This window comes from Diaphorobacter limosus, assembly GCF_033100095.1.
In the GTDB taxonomy this organism is placed as follows: domain Bacteria; phylum Pseudomonadota; class Gammaproteobacteria; order Burkholderiales; family Burkholderiaceae_C; genus Alicycliphilus; species Alicycliphilus limosus.
This window is the reverse complement of record NZ_CP136921.1, coordinates 2,994,060-3,015,841: the sequence shown is the minus strand read 5'-3', so window position 1 is coordinate 3,015,841 and position 21,782 is coordinate 2,994,060. Positions and strand designations below refer to the sequence as shown.

Below are 21,782 nucleotides of genomic sequence, written 5' to 3'. Positions count from 1 at the left end.
AGGTTCATCGTTCTTGGCCCGGCACCGGGAGCACGGTCATGACACCGGTCGACCCGGCCAGCCTGGCCGACTCGCCGCTGCTGGCGGCCATTGCCTGGTTTTACCTGGCCAGCAACTCCATCCGCATCGTCACCTACATGCCGCAGATCATCGCCGTGTGGCGCTGCACCGACGGGGCCCGGGCAATCTCGCTGCTGGCCTGGGGCTCCTGGGCGCTGTCGCACCTGAGCGGCGTGATCTATGGGGTTCTGGTGCTGCACGACACGTTCTTTGTTGTCATCACCGTCATCAACCTGTGGGGCTGCAGCAGCGTCACCGGCATCGCCGCCATGCACCGCTGGCGCTGGCACCACAAGGGCGCGCCAGCCGGCACCCGGCCAGTGTCGCAAGCCGCGCCCACGCCCAGCGCCCGCGCGCCACGCCTTGGCGCGCTGCGCTCGGTCTTCGGCTGGGCGCGCGTGCTGCCGCTGCTGGTCGCCGCCGGCGCGGGCGCCCTGGTGGCCGGGCTGTGGCTGCCGCTACAGAGGCCGCCCAGCACCGCCGGCGGTGCAACCGCGGCCATGGCCACGCCGCTGCGACACGCTGCCCTGCCGCCGCTGCCAGAGCTGCGCGCGAACGCCGCCATGGGCCAGCCCTATGCCGCGGCTGACCTGATAGACCTGCTGCTGGCGCGCTACGACGCCGATGGCGACCCGCAGGCGCTGTTCGAGGCCATGCTGCTGCTTGACCGCAACTGGGATCAGCCGCAGGTGCTGGCCTCGGGCGTGATCCAGCAAGTGGTGCAAGAGCGCTGCCCGGCGGAGCGGCTGCTGCGGCACTTCTGGATCTGCGACCAGGGCGAGTAGCGCCGGCAATGCCCCGCAAGCACGCCCGCAAGATGTTGCGCTGCGGCGCGCAACCGATCTACGATGTGGGCCCACACTCTGCGTCAAAGCCCCATGAACAGCGCATCCACACCCGGCCTGCAGCTCCTGGGCAGCGTGTGCTGGTGGCCCGGCGATGGAGGCGACCGTGTCGCCTTTCAGGCCGAGCGACGCTTTCAGCTACTGGCGCTGCTGGCCTGCCACGACGGGCCGGTGTCGCGCAGCCAGCTGGCCGAATGGCTGTGGCCCGAGCGTGAGCCCGCCGACGCACGCCGCAACCTGCGCAAGGCGCTGCTGCAGGCGCACCGGCTGTGTGCGACGCTGGCACAGGCCCCGCCAGTGGAGCTGCACGGCGGGCAGCTGCGCTGGCGCCCGGCCACGGATCTGCATGATTTCCGGCACGCCTGCGATGAATCAGACTGGGAACGCGCCGTACGGGCCTACCGCCCCGGCCTGCTCAGCGGCCTGGACTCTGGCCTGAGCGATGACGCACTGCGATGGCTGACGCGCCAGCGCGCCTGGCTGGATGAACGCTGGCACGCCGCCGCGCGATGCTGGCTTGGCGGCCTGCAGCACACACCGCAGGCGCAGGCCGCCGCAGCCGAGCAGGTGCTGGCCCGCGACCCGCTGGACGAAGCCGCGCTACGCACCCTGCTACAGGCCTGTGCGGCGCTTGGCGAGCACCCGCGTGGCCTGCGTGCGCTGCAGGCCTACGGCGTGCGCCTGCGCGCCGAGCTGGACGCCACGCCATCGCCCGAACTGGCCACCCTGGCCCACGCGCCTGGGCACATGCCCACGCCACTGATTGCACCACTGGTTGCGCCATTGATCGCGCCGCGCCCGCGCCCACCGGCAGACAGTGCCGTGCAGGCCATCGTCCTGGCAGCCATGGATACCATGGCCGACCCCGGCCACTGGCCGCTGCTGCTGCAGCGCCTGACGCAGGCCGCACACGGCCTGGGCAGCATGTTTGCCGGTTGCAGCTTCACCCACGCGCAAGATGGCCTGCTGCTCACGCAGGGGTTGGACGCCGTGCTCGGGCAACGCTTTCTGGATCGCTTCCAGGACAACCCCACGGCACGCGCCATGCTGCGCGTGCGCCTCGGGCAAGGGGTGAACCAGATGCAGATCACCGACCCGCGTGCGTTGCAGCGCTCGGCCTTCCATCAGGAGATCCTGCGCCCGCAGAACATTCGCGACATCACCGCGATCAAGCTGCCCATGGATGCGCCATTCAACGTGGGCGGCGTCAGCATCTGCTTTGCGGGCCCGCATGCGGCTGAGCAAGCGGCTCAGGCAGCCCATCTGCTGGAGCACCTGGCGCCCTATCTGCAACGCGCCCTGGCCGCGCTGCTGCGCTGGCGCCGCCTGCCGCAGGCCGAAACACTGGCCGCCGGGCTGGATGCCCTGCCTTGCGCGGTGTTCATGCTCAGCGCCAATGGCCGCATGCTGTTTGCCAACGCGCGTGCCGAGGCGCTGTTGAACCTGGCCGATGCCCTGTGCCTGCGCGCCGGCCGGCTGGCCGCGGCCCAGCCCGCCGATGCGCCGCGCCTGGACGCGCTATTGGCCGAGGCCGCCCAGGCACCCCGGCGGCTGGCCCACTGGAGCATGGGCCTGCGGCTGAACCGGCCGGCAGGCGCACGGGCGCTGACCCTGCGCGTGCTGCCCATGCGCGACAGCCAGGACAGGCTGCAACTGTCCGGGCGCGCGGCGGTGCTGGTGCTGGCCGACGAGCTGCCGTGAGCCCGGTGCCGGCTGCGCTGACGCATTTCAAGCAAAATAGGCCGCCAGCGCTTATGCAACAAGCGCAAACAGCTCTTATTTTGATAGTGACTGCAGTAAACCCTGGATGATGTGATCGGCATAGCGGCTGGCCACATGGCGCACGAAATGCGGAAAGTCCACATGCGCGCTGTCGTCGGCCCGGTCCGAGATGGTGCGCACGGCCGCAAACGGCAGGCCGTAGTCGCGGCACACCTGGGCCACGGCCGCGCCCTCCATCTCCACGGCCAGCACCTGATGGCCGGCGGCGCCCAGCGCCTGGCGCAGCGCGGCGGATTCGGCCGAGGTGGAGACAAAGCGGTCGCCGCTGACGATCAGCCCCTGGTGCGCGCGTGCCGGGTGGCGGTGCGCAATCACCGGATTTTTTGGATCAAATCCGGCTCTATCGCTTGTCAGATAAGCGTTGGCAGCTTCAAATAGCATAGTGGTCAGCGCCGCATCGCAAGGCATGCGCGCCAGCCCGTAGCCGGGCACCTCCCAGCGCGGGAAGATGGGCGAGGCGTCCATGTCGTGCTGCAGAAAGTCCTGCGCCACCACCACATCCCCTACCTGCACGCCATCGCCCAAGCCGCCGGCCACGCCGGTGAAGACGATGCGCGCCACGCCAAAGCGCTCGGCCAGCAGCGTCGCCGTGGTGGCCGCCGCCACCTTGCCTATGCCCGACAGCGCCAGCAGCACCGGCTGGCCCAGCAGCCGGCCGCGCCAGAAGCTGCGCCCGGCATGGGTGATGCATTCGGGCGCCTGCAGGGCTTGGACGAGGCCGCCCTGCTCTTCGGGCAGGGCGCTGAGGATGGCGGTGGTCATGGGCGGGGGCGGTTCACAAGGGCAGAGGGAGCCGCATTATCGCGACCGCCCAGGGCCGCCCGCACCGCAACAGGGCCGGACGGGCGGTGCGATTCATGCCACTCGCATCGTAGATTTGATTTTTCTCAAATGCCAACCCCGAATAAGGGTTCACCATTAGATCGTCAAAAAAACAATGAACTTACGGCTCCCACGATAATCCCCGACCGTTTTACTCGGACATCCACTCCCCGGCGCATCGCCTGCCATGCGCGACCCGTTCTACAAATGGGGCCGCATACTTGTCATTCGATTAACTCCGGGGTATTGGCAATATCCGAAACGGCATTTGATCGAAGGCAGTATCTTGAATATCTCCAGCGCCATCGTTTACGCCAGACCGGGCACGGATGCCATGGTGCGTGCGCAACTCCCGCATATTCCCGGCGTGGAGGTTCACGCCGCCGCCGAGGACGGGAGACTGGTCGTCACCATAGAGGCGGAGAACGACCGCGGCGCCATGGACACCTATGAGGCCATCGCACGCATGGACGATGTCCTGAATATCGCCATGATTTTCCAGCAGACAGAAACCCATCCTGACCAGGAGTTAGCCAAATGCAAATAACCCGTCGTGATCTCATCAAGGCGCATGCGGTCACCGCTGCCGCCACGGCCATTGGCGTGAGCGTTCCCGGGGCGCAGGCATTGGCGCAGTCGGCCGGCGCCGCCGACGATATTCGCTGGGACAAGGGCGCCTGCCGTTTCTGCGGCACCGGCTGCGGCGTATTGATTGGCGTCAAGGACGGGCGCGTGGTCGCCACCCAGGGCGACCCGGACGCGCCGGTGAACAAGGGCCTGAACTGCATCAAGGGCTACTTCCTCTCCAAGATCATGTACGGCAAGGATCGCCTGACCCAGCCCATGCTGCGCATGAAGGATGGCAAGTTCGACAAGAACGGCGAGTTCACGCGCATCAGCTGGAACCAGGCCTTCGACATCATGGAGGACAAGTGCAAGGCCGCGCTGAAGGCGGGCGGGCCGCGCAATATCGGCATGTTCGGCTCCGGCCAGTGGACCATCTGGGAGGGCTATGCCGCCTCCAAGCTGTTCAAGGCGGGTTTTCGCTCCAACAACATCGACCCGAATGCGCGCCACTGCATGGCCTCGGCCGTGGCCGGCTTCATGCGCACCTTCGGCATCGACGAGCCCATGGGCTGCTACGACGACTGCGAGCACGCCGACGCCTTCGTGCTCTGGGGCGCGAACATGGCCGAGATGCACCCCATCCTCTGGTCGCGCGTCACCGACCGGCGCCTGACGGCCAAGCATGTCAAGCTGCATGTGCTGTCCACCTTCACGCACCGCTCCTGCGAGCTGGCCGACAGCGAACTGATCTTCAAGCCGCAATCAGACCTGGCCATCCTCAACTACATCTGCAACCACATCATCCAGAGTGGCGCGGTGAACGAGGACTTCGTGAAGAAGCATGTCAACTTCCGCAAGGGCGTGACCGACATCGGCTACGGCCTGCGCCCGAATCACCCGCTGGAGCAGGTGGCCGGCAACAACGGCTATCCCGGCGCGGACGGCAAGCCCAAGGGCTCGCCAGACGCCTCGGCGCCCATCAGCTTCGACGAGTTCAAGGCCTTCGTCGCCGAGTACACGCTGGACAAGGCGCACGAGCTCTCGGGTGTGCCCAAGGACAAGCTCGAGGCCCTGGCCAAGGTCTATGCCGACCCCAAGACCAAGGTGACCTCGTTCTGGACCATGGGCTTCAACCAGCACACGCGCGGCACCTGGGTCAACAACATGATCTACAACGTGCACCTGCTGGTGGGCAAGATCTCCGAGCCCGGCAACAGCCCGTTCTCGCTCACCGGCCAGCCCTCGGCCTGCGGCACGGCGCGCGAGGTGGGCACCTTCTCGCACCGCCTTCCCGCCGACATGGTGGTCACCAACCCCAAGCACCGCGAGATCTCCGAGAAAGAGTGGAAGCTGCCCGCCGGCACCATCCCCGACTGGGTGGGCCTGCACGCCGTGGCGCAAAGCCGCGCCCTGAAGGACGGCAAGCTCAACTTCTACTGGACCACGACCACCAACAACATGCAGGCCGGGCCCAACATCAACGGCGAGATCTGGCCCGGCTTTCGCAACCCGGCCAACTTCATCGTCGTGTCGGACTGCTACCCGACGGTGTCGGCCCTGGCGGCGGATCTGATCCTGCCCTCGGCCATGTGGGTGGAGAAGGAAGGGGCCTTTGGCAACGCCGAGCGGCGCACGCAGTTCTGGCGCCAGCAGGTCAAGGCTCCCGGCCAGGCCAAGTCCGACCTGTGGCAGTACGTCGAGTTCTCCAAGCGCTTCAAGACCGACGAGGTCTGGCCCGCCGAGCTGCTGGAGAAGGCCCCCGAATACAAGGGCAAGACCCTGTACGACGTGCTGTATGCCAACGGCCAGGTGAACAGGTTCCCGCTGTCGGATCTGCAAAAGGGTTTCGACAACGACGAATCCAAGGAGCTGGGCTACTACCTGCAGAAGGGCCTGTTCGAGGAATACGCCGGCTTCGGCCGCGGCCATGCGCATGACCTGGCCGACTTTGACGTCTATCACAAGGCACGCGGCCTGCGCTGGCCGGTGGTGGACAACAAGGAGACGCTGTGGCGCTTCCGCGAGGGCTACGACCCCTATGTAAAGAAGGGCGAGGTGCTCAAGTTCTACGGCAAGCCCGACGGCAAGGCCTGGATCTTTGCGCTGCCCTACCAGCCCGCGGCCGAGATGCCGGATGCCGAGTACGACCTGTGGCTGTCTTCCGGCCGCGTGCTGGAGCATTGGCACACCGGCTCGATGACGCGCCGCGTGCCCGAGCTATACCGTGCCATGCCCGATGCCTGGCTCTACATGCACCCCGAGGACGCCAAGAAGCGCGGCCTGCAGCGCGGCGACACCGTCAAGGTGATGACGCGCCGTGGCGAGGTCGCCACCAAGGTCGAGACGCGCGGGCGTAACAAGCCGCCGCAGGGCCTGGTGTTCATGCCCTTCTTTGACGAGCACCGCCTGGTGAACAAGCTGACGCTGGACGCCACCTGCCCGATCTCCAAGGAGACCGATTTCAAGAAGTGCGCCTGCAAGGTCGTGAAGGCCTGACCCACAGCCCGGGCGCGCAACCTGCATGCGCCCGGCCCACTCCCATCGCTGCACCCACTTAGCCGCCATGACCGCTCCTGTCAGCGCCGCCGCGCGCCGTGAATTCATGCTCGACACCGCGAAGATGGCCTGCGGCATGGGCGTGATCGGCCTGGGCCTGGGGCTGCTCAACCGCCAGGCCAGAGCCCTGCCGGCAGGCGCCATACGCCCCCCGGGCGCGGGCAGCGAGACGGACTTTCAGTCCGCCTGCATACGCTGCGGCCTGTGCGTGCGCGACTGCCCCTACGACATCCTGCAGCTGGCCACGCCGGCGCAGCAGGTGGCCACGGGCACGCCCTTCTTTGTGGCGCGCAGCAAGCCCTGCGAGATGTGCGAGGACATTCCCTGCGTCAAGGCCTGCCCCACGGGGGCGCTGGATCACGGCCTGACCGACATCAACCAGGCAAAAATGGGCCTGGCGGTGCTGGTCGATCACGAGACCTGCCTGAACTTCCTGGGCCTGCGCTGCGACGTGTGCTACCGCGTCTGCCCGGTGATCGACAAGGCCATCACGCTGGAGGTGCAACACAACGAACGCACCGCCAAGCACACCATGTTCCTGCCCACGGTGCATTCCGAGCATTGCACCGGCTGCGGCAAGTGCGAGGCCTCCTGCGTGCTGGAGGTGGCGGCCATCAAGGTCTACCCCATCGCCCAGGCCAAGGGAGAACTCGGCGCGCATTACCGCGTGGGCTGGGAAGAAAAGCGCAAGGCCGGCCAGTCGCTGGTCGAAGAGCGCGGCCTGATCGACCTGCCCGACCGCATGCCCGAGGGCGTCACGCTGCCCGGCCATTTCGACCCTGGCAGCAGTGGCGGAACGGGCGCGTTGGGCACGGGCGGCCAACTGCCCGACGGAGCACCACGATGAAGCCCGCACGCAACGCCTTCGCCCGCGATGCCATCGCCGCCAAGGGCTGGTGGAGCGCGCACCGCTGGCTGCTGCTGCGCCGCAGCGTGCAGCTGGGCGTGCTGGCACTGTTCCTGGCCGGGCCCTGGCTGGGCTGGTGGGTCGTCAAGGGCAACCTCAACTACAGCCTGACGCTGGACACACTGCCGCTGGCCGACCCGCTGGTGATGCTGCAGTCGCTGCTGACTGGCCATGCACCGGAGCGCAACGCCATCATCGGCGTGGCTATCGTGCTGGCCTTTTACCTGCTGGTGGGCGGGCGCGTGTACTGCGCCTGGGTCTGCCCGGTGAACATCGTCACCGACGCCGCCAGCGCACTGCGACGCAGGCTGGACATACGCGGCGGTGGCGACCTGCCGCGTCAGACGCGCTACTGGATGCTGGCGCTGATCCTGGCGCTGGCGGCGGGCACGGGCAGCATCGTCTGGGAGCTGGTGAGCCCGGTGTCGCTGCTGCCGCGCGGATTGATCTTCGGCATGGGCGGCGGCTGGCTGCTGATCGCGGGCATCTTCCTGTTTGACCTGTTCGTCATGAAGCGCGGCTGGTGCGGCCACCTGTGCCCGGTGGGCGCGTTCTACGGCCTGCTGGGGCGCGTCGGCCTGGTGCGCGTATCGGCCACGCGGCGCGAGGATTGCAACGATTGCCTGGACTGCTTTACCGCCTGCCCCGAGCAGCATGTCATCCGGCTGCCGCTCAAGGGCGCACACAAGGGCGTGGGGCCGATGATCAAGGACAGCGACTGCACCAGCTGCGGGCGCTGCATCGATGTGTGCGCCAAGGATGTTTTCCAGTTCGTACCGCGCTTTGCGCCCAACGCGGATGACCAGGCCCGGCCCGGCGCCCAACCAGAACAATGACCTCAAACAACTTTCACCCGTGGAGAAGCCCATCATGAAGACGCTCGTCAAACTCTCTCTGGCAACCCTGCTGTCCGTGGCGGCGTGCTGGGGCACGGCGCAGACGCTGAGCAGCATCCGGGGCAGCGATGTCTCGACCGTGGACCAGGCACCCGAGATCAAGAACTACCAGGGCAGCAAGCCGGGCGGCCAGGCGTTGATCCAGCGCACCTTCGCGCAGCAGCCGCCGCTGATACCGCACAAGGTGGACGGCTTTGACGACATCACCGCCGAGGAAAACACCTGCCTGGACTGCCACATCCACAAGGAGGTGCGCGGCCAGAAAATCCCGCAGATCAAGGAGAGCCACCTGATCAAGCCGGTCAACGCCGATGCCCCGCAGGTGCACAACTCGCGCTGGCAATGCAATTCCTGCCATGTGCCACAGATAGACGCCAAGCCACTCGTGGAAAACGTCTTCAAGGGCAACGCCAAAAAATAAGGCGCGCCGCCCAGGAGGCGGCACGCCATTCACCCCATGCCCCGGGCCATGCCGGGGCATGGTCATTTCTTGTCGCGCAACTCGCGCCGCAATATCTTGCCCACCGGGGTCTTGGGCAGATCGGTGCGGAACTCGATCACCTTGGGCTGCTTGTAGCCCGTCAGGTTGGTGCGGCAATAGTCGCGCACCTGGGCCTCGGTCAAGGCCGGGTCTTTCTTCACGATGACCAGCTTCACGGCCTCGCCCGTCTTCTCGTCGGGCACACCGACAACGGCGCATTCCAGCACCCCGGGTATCAGGGCCACCACGTCCTCCACCTCGTTGGGGTAGACGTTGAAGCCGCTGACCAGCACCATGTCCTTCTTGCGATCGACCACCTTGAAGTAGCCACGCTCGTCCATGACGCCGATGTCGCCGGTCTTGAAGTAGCCGTCCTCGGTCATGACCTTGGCGGTCTCGTCGGGGCGCTGCCAATAGCCGGCCATGACCTGCGGGCCGAGGATGGCGATCTCGCCAGGCTGGCCGGTGGCCGAGATGTCGCGCCCCTCATCGTCGATGATGCGCATGTAGGTACTCGGCATGGGCACACCGATCGTGCCCGAGAACTCCGTTGCCGTGACCGGGTTGGCGCAGGCCACCGGGCTGGTCTCGGACAGGCCATAGCCCTCGCAGATGGGGCAGCCGGTCTTCTCCAGCCACAGCTTGGCCACGGCCGCCTGCACGGCCATGCCACCTCCCACCGAGAGCTTCAGATGGCTCCAGTCCACCGTGTTGAAATCCGGGTGATTGGCCAGGCCGTTGAACAGCGTGTTGACGGCCGGAAAGCTGTGGAAGCTGTGTTTGGACAGTTCCTTGAGCGTCCCCGCCAGATCGCGCGGGTTGGGGATCAGGATGTTCTTGCCCCCCATGCGCATGTACAGCATCATGTTCACCGTGAAGGCGAAGATGTGGTAGAGCGGCAGCGCGCACACCGCCGCGGTTTGCTCGCCCGCCGGTATCTTGCCCAGGGCCGGCGCATTCCAGGCCTCGGACTGCAGCACGTTGGCGATCACGTTACGGTGCAGCAGCACGGCCCCCTTGCTAACACCCGTGGTGCCGCCCGTGTACTGCAGCAGGGCAATGTCGTCAGGCCCTATGTCCACCGGCTGAAGAGCGGCACCCGCCCCCTTGGCCAGCGCGTCATTGAAACGCACGGCGCCCGGCAGCTGAAACGGCGGCACCAGTTTCTTGACATTGCGCACCACATAGTTGACGAGCATGCCCTTGAGGATACCCAGCCGGTCGCCCATGGCGCACAGCACCACATGCTTGACGGCCGTATTGGCAATGCAGGCCTGCAGCGTGGCGGCGAAGTTCTCGATGATGACGATCGCCTTGGCGCCCGAGTCTTTGAGCTGGTGCTCGAGTTCTCGCGGCGTATACAGCGGGTTCACGTTCACCACCACAAAGCCCGCGCGCAGTACGGCCGCCACGGCCACCGGATACTGCGGCACATTCGGCATCATCAGCGCCACGCGGTCACCGCGCTGCAGGCCCAGGTTTTGCAGATAGGCACCGAGCTGACGGCTCTGTGCATCGGTTTCGGCAAAACTGACGTCCTTGCCCATGAAGCTGTAGGCGGTGCGGCCCGCATAGTCGCGAAACGCCTGCTCCATCAACTGCACCAGCGAGCGGTATTGCGTCGGGTCGATGTCGGCGGGCACGCCGGGTGGGTAACTCTTGAGCCAAATGCGATCGGTCATCTCCAAGCCTCCTGGTTCTTATCATGAGGGGCATGGAAATCCCCCCGAAGCCTGCTCATTTCGTACGGCCGCAGCCCCTGATCTCGGGCTTATCGACCCTGGCGCAGTCCGGCGACGAGAAAGCCCTCCAATTTTAGCACGACCGTTCTTTTTTAAAGTGATGATCGTCAGGCCCTGAGTGCCGCCAGCACCTCGTCGAGCATTTTCTTGGCGTCGCCAAACAGCATGCGGTTGTTCTCTTTGTAGAACAGTGGGTTGTCCACACCCGCATAGCCCGAGGCCATGGAGCGCTTCATGACGATGGAATGGCGCGCCTTCCAGACCTCCAGCACCGGCATGCCGGCAATCGGGCTGCTCGGGTCTTCCAGCGCGCTGGGGTTGACGATGTCGTTGGCGCCAATGACGATGGCCACGTCGGTGTCGGGGAAGTCCTCGTTGATCTCGTCCATCTCCATCACGATGTCATAGGGCACCTTGGCCTCGGCCAGCAGCACGTTCATGTGGCCCGGCATGCGGCCGGCCACGGGGTGGATGGCAAAGCGCACATTGACGCCCATCTCGCGCAGGGTCTGGGTGATCTCGAACACCGTGTGCTGGGCCTGGGCCACGGCCATGCCGTAGCCGGGCACGATGACCACGTTCTTGGACTCGCGCAGCATCTCGGCCGTCTCCTGGCTGCTCACCGGCACCACCTCGCCCTGGGGCTCGGCGGCGTCGCCCTTCTTGGCCGGTGCACCGCCGCCGGAGCCGAAACCGCCGGCGATGACACTGATGAAGTTGCGGTTCATCGCGTTGCACATGATGTAGGAGAGGATGGCGCCCGAGGAGCCCACCAGAGCGCCGGTGACGATGAGCAGGTCGTTGGAGAGCATGAAGCCCGTGGCTGCGGCCGCCCAGCCCGAGTAGCTATTGAGCATGGAGACCACCACCGGCATGTCGGCGCCGCCAATGGCCATGACCATATGCACGCCGAACAGCAGGGCGATGACGGTCATGATGATCAGCGGCGCCATGCCGGACTGCACGTCATGCGCGTTCACGAAGGCGCGGCCGAACCAGATCACCACCAGCAGGCCCACCAGGTTGAGCCAGTGGCGCGCGGGCAGCAAGAGCGGCTTGCCGCCGATCTTGCCGCTGAGCTTGCCAAAGGCGATGAGCGAGCCCGAGAAGGTGATGGCGCCAATCAGGATGCCGACGTAGATCTCCACCTCGTGGATGGTTTTTTCCACGCCCTGGAGCGGCATCGAGGTATCGACATAGCTGGCGAAACCCACCAGGCAGGCCGCCAGGCCCACCAGGCTGTGCATCAGCGCGACCAGCTCGGGCATCTGGGTCATCTTCACGACCTTGGCGGCATACAGGCCGACACCGCCGCCGATCACCAGCGCGGCAATGATCCAGGCCAGCCCCGCGCTGCTGACGCGCGGCCCGAGCACCGTGGCCAGCACTGCCAGCGCCATGCCGACCATGCCCAGCAGGTTGCCGCGGCGCGAGGTTTCGGGGTTGGACAGCCCTCCCAGGCTGAGAATGAAAAGTATGGCGGCGCCGATATAGGCGACGGTAGCGAGACTTGCGGACATGTTCTGTGCTCCTCTGTGTTCTTGTCGTTGTTATTTGCGGAACATGGCCAGCATGCGGCGCGTCACCGCAAAGCCGCCGAACATGTTGACGGCCGTGAGCACCAGGGCGGCAAAGGCCAGCCACATGATGAGCCCGTCGGGCCGCCCATTGGCACCGGCCTCCAGCGGCGCGATCTGCACCAGCGCGCCGATGGCGATGATGCTGGAGATGGCGTTGGTGACGCTCATTAGCGGCGTGTGCAGCGCCGGCGTGACGTTCCACACCACCATGTAACCGATGAAGCAGGCCAGCACGAACACCGTGAAGTGACCCAGGAACGCCTCGGGCGCGTAGGCGCCTATGAGCCAGAACAGCACCGCGCCGACGGCGAAGACGATGCTCAGCGCCTTGGCCGACATCGGCTCGCCCGGGCCATGGGCAGACTTTTTCTCGGCCATGGGCGCAGCAGCCGCCTTCGGCGCGGGGGCCGGCGGCGCCTTCAGTGGTGGGGCGGGCCAGGTCACGCTGCCATCCTTGATGACCGTGAGGCCTCGGATCGCGTCGTCCTCCATGTTCACCACGGCCACTCCGTCCTTGGCCTTGCACAGCTCCTCCATCAGGCGCAGCAGGTTGGTGGCATACAGCGTGGACGACTGCTTGGCCAGGCGCGAGGCCAGATCGGTGTAGCCGATGATGGTCACGCCATGGCGCACCACGGCCTCCCCGGGCACCGTGAGCTCGCAGTTGCCGCCCTGCTCGGCGGCCATGTCCACGATCACGCTGCCGGGTTTCATGCTCTGCACCATCTCGGCGGTGATCAGCCTGGGCGCCGGCTTGCCGGGGATCAGCGCGGTGGTGATGATGATGTCTGCGTCCTTGGCCTGGGTGGCGTACATCTGGCGCTGCGCGGCCTGGAAGCCCTCGCTCATGACCTTGGCGTAGCCGCCGCCGCCCGAGCCCTCTTCTTCGTAATCGACCTTGACGAACTCGCCGCCCAGCGACTTGACCTGGTCGGCCACCTCGGCGCGCGTGTCGTTGGCGCGCACGATGGCGCCCAGATTGGCCGCCGTGCCGATGGCCGCCAGGCCCGCCACGCCGGCGCCGGCAATGAACACCTTGGCCGGCGGCACCTTGCCCGCGGCCGTGATCTGGCCATTGAAATAGCGGCCAAAGGCATTTGCCGCCTCGATCACGGCGCGGTAGCCGGACACACCCGCGGTGGAGGTGAGCGCATCCATCTTCTGCGCGCGCGAGAGCGTGCGCGGCAGGCAGTCGATGGCCAGCACCGTGGCCTTGCGCGCCGCCAGCTGCTCCATCAGCTGGGGGTTCTGCGCCGGCCAGATGAAGTCGATCAGCGTACCGCCGCCCCGCATCAGCCCCACTTCGTCCTCGCTGGGCGGGCGCACCTTGAGCACGATGTCGGACGTGGACCACAGCTGCGCGGCCCCAGCGACGACTTCGGCACCGGCGGCGCGGTAGGCGTCATCGCTGAAATTGGCCGCATCTCCCGCACCGGATTCAACGGCCACCGTGAAACCGAGTTTGATCAGTTTTTCCACCACATCGGGCACGGTGGCGACGCGTTTCTCGCCAGGGAAGGTTTCCCTGGGCACGCCAATGCGTTGTGGCTGCGCCTGGGGCGTGGGTTCAGTCTGCATGGGAGGTCTCCTTGAGTTTGGTAATCGTTGTGCAAGTCTGGGAGGCTGGGGGCTTGCGTGCGTCAGGGCGCGGCCGCTGCGTAGGGGAAGGGCGGAATGGCCAGGTAGCCGTCCATCATGCCGGTGCTCACGCGCACCGCCTGGGCCAGCTCATGGCCCCATTGCAGCGCGGGCCGGCCCGCGACCAGGAATTCCTCGTTGTTGCGCGTCCTGGGGCGCAGCAGCCGCTGATCGGCGAGCACATCCACCGCCACCATGGCACCACCCTCGGTGGCATAGCGGTAGCTCATGTACGAATAGGGTGCGCTCACGGCCAGCTTGCGGCCAAGCAGCCACCGGGCGAAATCCGGCTGGTTCTTTTCCAGCCACTGCGGGCCATCCACCCAGCGCTTGAAGCGCAGGCAGTCCACGCGCACGCGGCTGCCTTTGGTGGCGTCCTCTACCGCCACGCCCTGCTGGGGCAGACAGCTGCCCGTCCAGAACATCGGGCCTTGCCAGTCGTTGCCTCGGTTGGTCTGCACGCGCAGCACGGCCAGCAGCTCCTGCTGTGCGCCACGCAGGCCCAGCACGCGGCTTTGCAGCGCAATGCGGCCATCGGGCTGCGGCAACAGGCGAACCGCCTGGTCCGAGGTGCCCAGATCTTCCCACGCTCCAGCCGGCAACGCCAGGCGCGCACGGCCGGCGGGGTATTCCGCCTGCTGCGAAGCCAGGGGCGCGCATGCTGTCAGCGTCAGCAGGGCGCATGGCAACAGGCATTTGATTGTCGAAATCGCCAGATTCATGAAGGGAAAAAGCAAGAACCGCCCACAGCATGACCGCTCGGGCCTACTGACCCCAAGCTTACACGAAAGAACTTTAGCGCCCGCACACCTGGGGGACAAATGGCGCAGCGGTGCATAGCGCGAAAAAAACCCGGCTCCCCTGCGGGGCCGGGTCTTTTCATGGCGTGCGCTCAGCGTGGCATCAGTTCACCACCTGGCGCAGCGCGCCTGCAGCGTACCTGGCCGCCATTTCGTCGAGCGTGTAGCCCTTGATCTTGGCAGCCTGGCCCTCGCAGCCGAACTCCAGATAGCGCTGCTTGCAGATCGCCTTGGCGGCCTCGCGTGCAGGCTTCATCCACTCGCGCATGTCGAACTTGTCCGGGTTCTCGAACTGGAACTTGCGCACCGCGCCGGTCATGGCCATGCGGATGTCGGTGTCGATGTTGATCTTGCGCACGCCGTGCTTGATGGCTTCCTGGATTTCCTTGACCGGCACGCCGTAGGTCTGCTTCATCTTGCCGCCGTACTGGTTGATGATGGCCAGCAGATCCTGAGGTACGCTGGAGCTGCCATGCATCACCAGGTGGGTGTTGGGAATGCGCGCGTGGATTTCCTTGACGCGCGAGATGGCCAGCACATCACCCGTGGGCGGGCGCGTGAACTTGTAGGCGCCGTGGCTGGTGCCGATGGCAATCGCCAGGGCGTCGAGCTGCGTGGCCTTGACGAATTGAGCCGCCTCTTCCGGGTCGGTGAGCAGCTGGCTGTGGCTGAGCTTGCCCGCGGCGCCCACGCCGTCTTCCTCGCCGGCCTCGCCGGTTTCCAGGCTGCCCAGGCAGCCGAGCTCGCCCTCCACCGTGGCGCCGATCTTGTGCGCCATGGCGACGACCTGGCGCGTCACGTCGACGTTGTAGTCAAAGTCGGCCGGCGTCTTGCCATCCTCGCGCAGCGAGCCGTCCATCATCACCGAGCCAAAGCCCAGATCCAGCGCACCCTGGCAAATGGCGGGCGAGGTGCCGTGATCCTGGTGCATGACCAGCGGAATATGCGGATAGGCCTCGGCAGCGGCGGCGATCAGGTACTTGATGAAGCTCTCGCCGGCATATTTGCGCGCGCCGGCGCTGGCCTGCAGGATCACGGGAGCGCCCACCTCGTCGGCGGCCGTCATCACGGCCTGCACCTGCTCCAGGTTGTTGACGTTGAAGGCGGGGATGCCATAGCCGTTGTCGGCGGCATGGTCGAGAAGTTCGCGCATCGAGACGAGAGGCATGGGGAGGATCCGTTCGAGGGTTGAGGAAAAGCGGTGGTAACCGCTTGGTAACCGCCGATTTTAACCGCCTGCCCCACCCGGGCCACCCATGCCCACATGCGCGCCAAGGCGCGCAGGATCAATGCACCCGGCAGATCTTCAGCATATTGGTGCCACCCGGCTGGCCCATGGGCTCGCCGCAGGTGATCACATACAGGTCGCCCTGCAGCACGATGTTGCGCATCTTGAGGTGGTTTTCGGCCTGCTCCAGCGCCGTGTCGCGGTCGGCGCTGGTGTCCATGAGCAGCGGGCGCACGTTGCGGTACATGGCCATGCGCCGCTGCGTGGCCACCTTGGGCGTGAGCGCATAGATCGGGATATGGATGCGGTTACGGCTCATCCACAGCGCGGTGGAGCCGCTGTCGGTCATGGCCACGATGGCCTTGGCGCCCAGGTGGTGCGCCGTGAACAGCGCGCCCATGGCCACGGACTGGTCGATGCGCCCCAGGGTCTGGCCGTCGAAGTCGGCGTCGCGATCCGGGTCCTCGGCGGCCTCGGCGGCGGCGCAGATCTTGGCCATTTCCTCCACCGTCTCCAGCGGGTACTTGCCAGCGGCGGTCTCGGCGCTGAGCATCACGGCGTCGGTGCCGTCGAGCACGGCATTCGCCACGTCACTGACCTCGGCGCGCGTGGGCACGGGGTTGGTGATCATGCTCTCCATCATCTGCGTAGCGGTAATGACCACCTTGTCCATGTCGCGCGCCATGCGGATCATCTTCTTCTGCAGCGCCGGAACGGCGGCGTTGCCCACCTCCACCGCCAGGTCACCGCGCGCGACCATGATGCCGTCGCTCACCTTGAGGATTTCCTCCAGGCGCGGAATGGCCTCGGCGCGCTCTATTTTTGCGATCAGGCCCGGCCTGTGGCGGAACTCGGCCGCGGCCACGTTGCACAGCTGGCGCGCCATCTCCATGTCGGTGGCGTTCTTCGGAAAGCTCACCGCCACATAGTCGGCCTGGAAGCTCATCGCCGTCTTGATGTCCTCCATGTCCTTGGCCGTCAGCGCCGGCGCCGTCAGACCGCCGCCCTGCTTGTTGATGCCCTTGTTGTTGGACAGCTCGCCGCCCAGCTTGACGGTGGTATGCACCGCATCGCCGCGCACGGCATCCACCGTGAGCACGATCAGGCCGTCGTTGAGCAGCAGAGTGTCGCCGGGCTTGACGTCGCGCGGCAGCTCCTTGTAGTCCAGGCCCACGCCCTGCAGGTCGCCGGGCTCGGTGCGCGAGGCGTCGAGCACGAAGGGCGCGCCCGGCTCCAGCATCACCTTGCCATCGGCAAACTTGCCGACGCGGATCTTCGGGCCCTGCAGGTCGGCCATGATGGCCACCTCGCGCCCGGCGCGCCGGGCAGCCTCGCGCACCATGGTGGCGCGATCCACATGGTCGCTGGCCTTGCCATGGCTGAAGTTCAGGCGCACCACGTTCACGCCCGCGGCAATCATCTGCTCCAGCAGCTGCGGGTCGCTCGAGGCGGGGCCCAGGGTGGCGACGATCTTGGTGGCGCGGCGGACTTGCATGGCTCGGTCTCTTTCTGTTCGTGTAATCGAGTTTCGATTTTTGCACAGAACACCTCACATGCAAGCCCCTTGCCGGCACGCCGTGCTCAACTGCTGCCGGCGCGCAACGCCCTGGCAGCAGCCACCATCTCGGTCAGCGCTGGCACCACCTCGGCCCATTGGCGGGTCTTGAGCCCGCAGTCCGGGTTGACCCACAGGCGCTCCGCAGGAATCCGCTCGGCTGCTTTTTTTATGAGAGCAATCATCTGCTGTGCCGCGGGAATATTGGGTGAATGAATGTCGTAAACGCCCGGCCCGATCTGGTTCGGATACTGGAAATCCTCAAACGCGTCGAGCAGCTCCATGTCGGAACGGCTGGTCTCGATGGTGATCACGTCGGCGTCCATGGCGGCGATCGCGGCCATGATGTCGTTGATTCCGGAATAACACATATGCGTGTGTATCTGGGTTTCATCGCGCACACCGTTGGCGGTGATGCGGAAGGCCTGCACCGCCCAGTCCAGGTATTGCGACCACTGCGCGCGGCGCAGCGGCAGGCCCTCGCGCAGCGCGGCCTCGTCGATCTGGATCACGCGCACGCCGGCGCGCTCCAGATCCAGCACCTCGGCACGCATGGCCAGCGCCAGCTGCCGGCAGGTGGCCGCGCGCGGCTGGTCGTCGCGCACGAAGGACCAGTTGAGCAGGGTCACCGGGCCGGTGAGCATGCCCTTCATGGGCCTGTCGGTCAGCGACTGGGCAAAGCGCGTCCAAGTCACGGTCATGGCCTGCGGGCGCTCGATGTCGCCAAACAGGATCGGCGGCTTGACGCAGCGCGAGCCGTAGGACTGCACCCAGCCGAACTGGCTGAAGGCGTAGCCGTCGAGCTGCTCGCCAAAGTATTCGACCATGTCGTTGCGCTCGGCCTCGCCATGCACCAGCACATCCAGGCCCAGCTCTTCCTGCGCGCGCACGCTGCGCGCGATCTCGGCACGCATCGCCTCACGGTAGGCCGCGGCATCGATCTGGCCGGCCTTGAAGGCGCTGCGCGCCTGGCGGATTTGCGCGGTCTGCGGGAACGAGCCAATCGTCGTCGTCGGGTACGCCGGCAGCTGCAGCAGCGCCGCCTGCCTGGCCGCGCGGCTGGCGTAGGGGCTTTGGCACCGGCCCATGTCGGCCGTGATGGCCGCCACCGCCGCCCGCACCGCCGGGCTGTGCACGCGCGGCGAGGTGCGGCGTGCGACCAGCGCGGCGTGGTTCTCGGCCAGCTCGGCCTCGACCGCGCTACGCCCGTCGCGCAGCGCCCGGCCCAGCAGCCGCAGCTCGTCCAGCTTTTGCAGCGCAAAGGCCAGCCAGGACTTGAGCTCGGCGTCCAACCGCTGCTCCTGCGCCAGATCGACCGGCACATGCAGCAGCGAGCAGGATGGCGCCAGCCACAGGCGCTCGCCCAGGCGCGCGGCCAGCGGCTCCAGCCAATCGAGCGTGGCGTTCAAATCGGTTTTCCAGACATTGCGGCCATTGACCACGCCCAGCGACAGCACCTTGTGCGCCGGCAGCAGGCCCAAGAGGGGCAGCACGCCGTCCGGGTCACTCACGGCGTCCACATGCAGGCCGGCCACGGGCAGGTTGGCGGCCAGGTAGGCGTTGTCCTGCAGCTGGCCGAAATAGGTCGCCAGCAGCAGCTTTACGCGGCAGGACTTGAGCTGGTGGTAGGCGGTGGTGAAGGCGTGCCGCCAGTCGGCGTCCAGCTCGGTGACCAGGATGGGTTCGTCGATCTGCACCCACTGCACGCCATGCGCAGCCAGGGTTTCGAGCAACTCGGCATAGACCGGCAGCAGGCGCTCCAGCAGGGCCAGCCGGTTCGAGCCGTCCTTGGCCTTGCCCAGCGCCAGATAGGTCACCGGGCCGATGAGCACCGGCTTTGCCGGCACGCCCTGGGCGCCGGCTTCGGCCAACTGGGCCAGCAGGCGCGAGGCGTCCAGCCGGAACTGCGTGGCGGCGGTGAATTCGGGCACGATGTAGTGGTAGTTGGTGTCGAACCACTTGGTCATCTCGCCCGCGGCCACTGCGCCGCAGCAACCCTGGCGAGCCTCGGCCTGGGCGCTGCGCCCGCGCGCCACGCGGAAGTAGTTGTCCAGCGCGTCGCCATGAAAGCCCTGCACGCGCTCGGGCAGGTGGCCCAGGGTGAAGCTCATGTCCAGCACCTGGTCGTAGAACGAAAAATCGCCCACCGGCACCCAGTCCAGCCCCGCCTGCTCCTGCCAATGCCGCTGGCGCAGCCGCGCGCCCTGCTCCTGCAGCGCCGCGCGCGAGGATTCGCCGCGCCAGTAGGACTCGAGTGCAAATTTCAGCTCCCGCCGCGCGCCCATGCGCGGAAAGCCGAGGTTGTGGATGGTGGTCATGTGCCGCTCCCTTTGAATGATGAATGGGCGCATCGTAGGCAGCGCGGCCCATGACGTAAAATGGTTTTATCTCACTGATTCATGAATTTTGTTCATTTGAAATGCTGGACCGCATCCATCTCGCCGTGATCCAGGAGGTCGAGCGCCAAGGCTCGCTCACCGCCGCCGCAGACAGGCTGTGCGTCACCCAGTCGGCCCTGAGCCACAGCATGAAGAAGCTGGAGCAGCAGCTGGGCACCCCCATCTGGCTGCGCGAGGGCCGCAGCCTGCGCCTGACGCAGGCCGGCCGCTACCTGCTGGAGCTGGCCGGCCGCGTGCTGCCGCAGCTGCAGCTGGCCGAGGAACGGCTGCGCCAGTTCGCGCAAGGCGAGCGCGGCAGCCTGCGCATAGGCATGGAGTGCCATCCCTGCTACCAGTGGCTGCTGAAGGTGGTGTCGCCCTATCTGGCGGCCTGGCCCGACGTGGACGTGGACGTGAAACAGCGCTTTCAGTTCGGCGGCCTGGACGCGCTGCAGGACCATGAGATCGACCTGCTGGTCACGCCCGACCCGGTGCAGCGCCCCGGCCTGCACTTCGAGCCGGTGTTCGACTACGAGCAGGTGCTGGTGGTGGCGCGCGGCCATGCGCTGGCCGGCGCGGCCCACGCGCTGCCGCGGCAGCTGGCGCAGGAGGTGCTGATCACCTACCCCGTGGCGCCGGAGCGGCTGGACATCTACACCCGCTTCCTGCTGCCCGCCGGCGTGGCACCGGCGCGCCACAAGACGATCGAGACGACGGACATCATGCTGCAGATGGTCGCCGGCGGCCGCGGCGTGGCCGCCCTGCCGCGCTGGCTGGTGCAGGAATACGCCGCCCGCATGGACGTGGTGCCGGTGCGCCTGGGGCCGCGCGGCATTGCCAAGCAGATCCACCTGGGCGCGCGCGTGGCCGATCTGCAGACCGACTATTTGCAGGCGTTTATTGCCTTGGCGCGCTCCATGTCTGCGCAAAAAGCTATTAATTTAGAAGCAATCCAGACATAGCACCGGCCGCGCCAATCATTGGCGCTGGGCACCCAGCATGGCCTGCGCCCAGGCAGGCAGAGGGGCAACCACCGGCGTGCTGTTGCCCGCACTGCGCACGGCCACCAGCTGCGGGCCGCCGGCCCGCACTTCAGCCGCGTCGTACAGATAAGCCACGTCCGCCTGCCGCACCGCCTGCGCCAGCAGGGCCATGGTGCGCGGGTAGCGCGCCAGGATGCGTTCGGGCGGCACCGGGTGGCCGCCTTCGCGCACGCGCTGCGCCATGCGCCCCAACAGGCGCTGCGGATCGTCCAGCGCGACCACGTACAGTGCCACGGTAAAGCCCTGGCGCTGCGCGTTGGCAATCAGATCAAGCTTGGTCGGGTGCGAGAACACCGTTTCGGTCGCAAAGGGCGTGCGTGTGGCCAACAATGTGGCGCGCCGGCCATCGGCCCAGGTCCGTGCCGCCCGCGAGCGTTCTTCGCCGCTGGTGATGTGCTGCAGGTACGCGCGCTCGTGCAGATCGGCGTTCACGAACTCCAGCGGCGGCCCGAGGATGCCCTCGCGCACCAGGGCGCGGTACAGGGTGGATTTGCCCGCCCAGCAAGTGCAGCCACAACGGCCCGGGCGTGGCGGTGGTCATGGGGTTCAGCTGGCGCGTGCCTGATTTTCTTGCACTACCTGGCGCACCCGTTCAGCCAGCGAAGCCTGCGTTTGCGCCGCCACCAGGCGGGTGGTGAGCGCCTCGATCGATGCAGGTGGTATAGGCGTGTGCCGGGCCTCGTATTGCTCGATGGCGGCGCGTGCTTCCTGCACGCTCAGGCCGGTGTGCTCGACGATCTGGCCCAGGGTGGCCCAGTATTCGATCTGACCGGCGACAGAGCGGCGCATGGGCTGCGCAGCCTGGCGGGCCTGTTTCACCAGCGGGCTGGGGAGCTTGACGGATGCAAAAGCGGTATGTGCCATAACAGACTCCATTTGGCGCATTTTGCGCCAAATCGGAA

General features: G+C 66.7%; 18 protein-coding genes. 8 read left to right on the top strand and 10 right to left on the bottom strand.

Annotated elements, in window-relative coordinates; translation table 11 throughout:
• Positions 1-38: 38 nt before the first annotated feature.
• On the top strand, positions 39-845 hold the full coding sequence (locus P4826_RS14425) for a hypothetical protein (protein WP_317701076.1): 807 nt from the start codon (positions 39-41) through the stop codon (positions 843-845).
• A 93-nt stretch (positions 846-938) separates the two neighbouring features.
• The gene (locus tag P4826_RS14420) at positions 939-2,606 is read left to right on the top strand and encodes a PAS domain-containing protein (protein ID WP_317701075.1); all 1,668 of its coding nucleotides are present in this window, start codon (positions 939-941) and stop codon (positions 2,604-2,606) included.
• 75 nt (positions 2,607-2,681) lie between these two features.
• Here the strand turns inward: P4826_RS14420 and P4826_RS14415 are convergent, their stop codons facing one another.
• The gene (locus tag P4826_RS14415; RefSeq protein WP_317701074.1) at positions 2,682-3,449 is read right to left on the bottom strand and encodes a 5'-methylthioadenosine/adenosylhomocysteine nucleosidase; all 768 of its coding nucleotides are present in this window, start codon (positions 3,447-3,449) and stop codon (positions 2,682-2,684) included.
• Positions 3,450-3,696: 247 nt separating this feature from the next.
• On the opposite strand from P4826_RS14415, the gene P4826_RS14410 reads away from it, so the two are divergent.
• From P4826_RS14410 to P4826_RS14390, 5 genes are all read left to right on the top strand, one after another.
• The gene (locus tag P4826_RS14410) at positions 3,697-4,056 is read left to right on the top strand and encodes a chaperone NapD (RefSeq protein WP_317701073.1); all 360 of its coding nucleotides are present in this window, start codon (positions 3,697-3,699) and stop codon (positions 4,054-4,056) included.
• Positions 4,047-6,572, top strand: a complete 2,526-nt coding sequence (gene napA, locus P4826_RS14405; protein ID WP_317701072.1) for a nitrate reductase catalytic subunit NapA — start codon at positions 4,047-4,049, stop codon at positions 6,570-6,572. The genes P4826_RS14410 and napA overlap by 10 nt, the downstream gene beginning before the upstream one ends.
• Positions 6,573-6,639: 67 nt before the next feature.
• Positions 6,640-7,479, top strand: coding sequence for a ferredoxin-type protein NapG (gene napG / locus P4826_RS14400; protein ID WP_317701071.1), 840 nt, complete (start codon positions 6,640-6,642; stop codon positions 7,477-7,479).
• Positions 7,476-8,375: a quinol dehydrogenase ferredoxin subunit NapH gene (napH, locus tag P4826_RS14395; RefSeq protein ID WP_317701070.1), complete on the top strand. Its 900-nt coding sequence runs from the start codon at positions 7,476-7,478 to the stop codon at positions 8,373-8,375. Before napG ends, napH begins: the two co-directional genes overlap by 4 nt.
• Positions 8,376-8,409: 34 nt before the next feature.
• Positions 8,410-8,856, top strand: coding sequence for a nitrate reductase cytochrome c-type subunit (locus tag P4826_RS14390; protein WP_317701069.1), 447 nt, complete (start codon positions 8,410-8,412; stop codon positions 8,854-8,856).
• A 62-nt stretch (positions 8,857-8,918) separates the two neighbouring features.
• Here the strand turns inward: P4826_RS14390 and P4826_RS14385 are convergent, their stop codons facing one another.
• The 7 genes from P4826_RS14385 to metE form a co-directional block, all read right to left on the bottom strand.
• Entirely contained in the window at positions 8,919-10,598 is a 1,680-nt protein-coding gene (locus tag P4826_RS14385) for a long-chain-fatty-acid--CoA ligase (RefSeq protein WP_317701068.1), read from the bottom strand.
• A gap of 167 nt (positions 10,599-10,765) precedes the next feature.
• Positions 10,766-12,178: a Re/Si-specific NAD(P)(+) transhydrogenase subunit beta gene (pntB, locus tag P4826_RS14380; RefSeq protein WP_317701067.1), complete on the bottom strand. Its 1,413-nt coding sequence runs from the start codon at positions 12,176-12,178 to the stop codon at positions 10,766-10,768.
• Positions 12,179-12,208: 30 nt separating this feature from the next.
• Positions 12,209-13,816, bottom strand: coding sequence for a Re/Si-specific NAD(P)(+) transhydrogenase subunit alpha (locus tag P4826_RS14375; protein ID WP_317701066.1), 1,608 nt, complete (start codon positions 13,814-13,816; stop codon positions 12,209-12,211).
• A 62-nt stretch (positions 13,817-13,878) separates the two neighbouring features.
• Entirely contained in the window at positions 13,879-14,565 is a 687-nt protein-coding gene (locus P4826_RS14370) for a hypothetical protein (protein ID WP_317701065.1), read from the bottom strand.
• Positions 14,566-14,779: 214 nt separating this feature from the next.
• Positions 14,780-15,844, bottom strand: a complete 1,065-nt coding sequence (fba, locus tag P4826_RS14365) for a class II fructose-bisphosphate aldolase (protein WP_317701064.1) — start codon at positions 15,842-15,844, stop codon at positions 14,780-14,782.
• 118 nt (positions 15,845-15,962) lie between these two features.
• On the bottom strand, positions 15,963-17,399 hold the full coding sequence (gene pyk, locus P4826_RS14360) for a pyruvate kinase (protein ID WP_317701063.1): 1,437 nt from the start codon (positions 17,397-17,399) through the stop codon (positions 15,963-15,965).
• An 86-nt stretch (positions 17,400-17,485) separates the two neighbouring features.
• On the bottom strand, positions 17,486-19,777 hold the full coding sequence (gene metE / locus P4826_RS14355; RefSeq protein WP_317701062.1) for a 5-methyltetrahydropteroyltriglutamate--homocysteine S-methyltransferase: 2,292 nt from the start codon (positions 19,775-19,777) through the stop codon (positions 17,486-17,488).
• A 101-nt stretch (positions 19,778-19,878) separates the two neighbouring features.
• On the opposite strand from metE, the gene P4826_RS14350 reads away from it, so the two are divergent.
• The gene (locus P4826_RS14350) at positions 19,879-20,799 is read left to right on the top strand and encodes a LysR family transcriptional regulator (protein WP_317701061.1); all 921 of its coding nucleotides are present in this window, start codon (positions 19,879-19,881) and stop codon (positions 20,797-20,799) included.
• A 15-nt stretch (positions 20,800-20,814) separates the two neighbouring features.
• Here the strand turns inward: P4826_RS14350 and P4826_RS14345 are convergent, their stop codons facing one another.
• A complete protein-coding gene (locus P4826_RS14345; RefSeq protein ID WP_317701060.1) occupies positions 20,815-21,348 on the bottom strand; it encodes an ATPase in 534 nt (177 codons plus the stop codon).
• A 78-nt stretch (positions 21,349-21,426) separates the two neighbouring features.
• Positions 21,427-21,744 carry a TA system antitoxin ParD family protein gene (locus tag P4826_RS14340; RefSeq protein WP_317701059.1) on the bottom strand — a complete coding sequence of 106 codons (318 nt, stop codon included), beginning with the start codon at positions 21,742-21,744 and terminating at the stop codon, positions 21,427-21,429.
• Between the last annotated feature and the right edge of the window lie 38 nt (positions 21,745-21,782).

Coding starts and splice junctions, on each gene's coding strand:
- P4826_RS14425 (WP_317701076.1), top strand. CDS start 39: ATGACACCGGTCGACCCGGCCAGCCTGGCCGACTCGCCGCTGCTGGCG.
- P4826_RS14420 (WP_317701075.1), top strand. CDS start 939: ATGAACAGCGCATCCACACCCGGCCTGCAGCTCCTGGGCAGCGTGTGC.
- P4826_RS14415 (WP_317701074.1), bottom strand. CDS start 3,449: ATGACCACCGCCATCCTCAGCGCCCTGCCCGAAGAGCAGGGCGGCCTC.
- P4826_RS14410 (WP_317701073.1), top strand. CDS start 3,697: ATGCGCGACCCGTTCTACAAATGGGGCCGCATACTTGTCATTCGATTA.
- napA (WP_317701072.1), top strand. CDS start 4,047: ATGCAAATAACCCGTCGTGATCTCATCAAGGCGCATGCGGTCACCGCT.
- napG (WP_317701071.1), top strand. CDS start 6,640: ATGACCGCTCCTGTCAGCGCCGCCGCGCGCCGTGAATTCATGCTCGAC.
- napH (WP_317701070.1), top strand. CDS start 7,476: ATGAAGCCCGCACGCAACGCCTTCGCCCGCGATGCCATCGCCGCCAAG.
- P4826_RS14390 (WP_317701069.1), top strand. CDS start 8,410: ATGAAGACGCTCGTCAAACTCTCTCTGGCAACCCTGCTGTCCGTGGCG.
- P4826_RS14385 (WP_317701068.1), bottom strand. CDS start 10,598: ATGACCGATCGCATTTGGCTCAAGAGTTACCCACCCGGCGTGCCCGCC.
- pntB (WP_317701067.1), bottom strand. CDS start 12,178: ATGTCCGCAAGTCTCGCTACCGTCGCCTATATCGGCGCCGCCATACTT.
- P4826_RS14375 (WP_317701066.1), bottom strand. CDS start 13,816: ATGCAGACTGAACCCACGCCCCAGGCGCAGCCACAACGCATTGGCGTG.
- fba (WP_317701064.1), bottom strand. CDS start 15,844: ATGCCTCTCGTCTCGATGCGCGAACTTCTCGACCATGCCGCCGACAAC.
- pyk (WP_317701063.1), bottom strand. CDS start 17,399: ATGCAAGTCCGCCGCGCCACCAAGATCGTCGCCACCCTGGGCCCCGCC.
- metE (WP_317701062.1), bottom strand. CDS start 19,777: ATGACCACCATCCACAACCTCGGCTTTCCGCGCATGGGCGCGCGGCGG.
- P4826_RS14350 (WP_317701061.1), top strand. CDS start 19,879: ATGCTGGACCGCATCCATCTCGCCGTGATCCAGGAGGTCGAGCGCCAA.
- P4826_RS14340 (WP_317701059.1), bottom strand. CDS start 21,744: ATGGCACATACCGCTTTTGCATCCGTCAAGCTCCCCAGCCCGCTGGTG.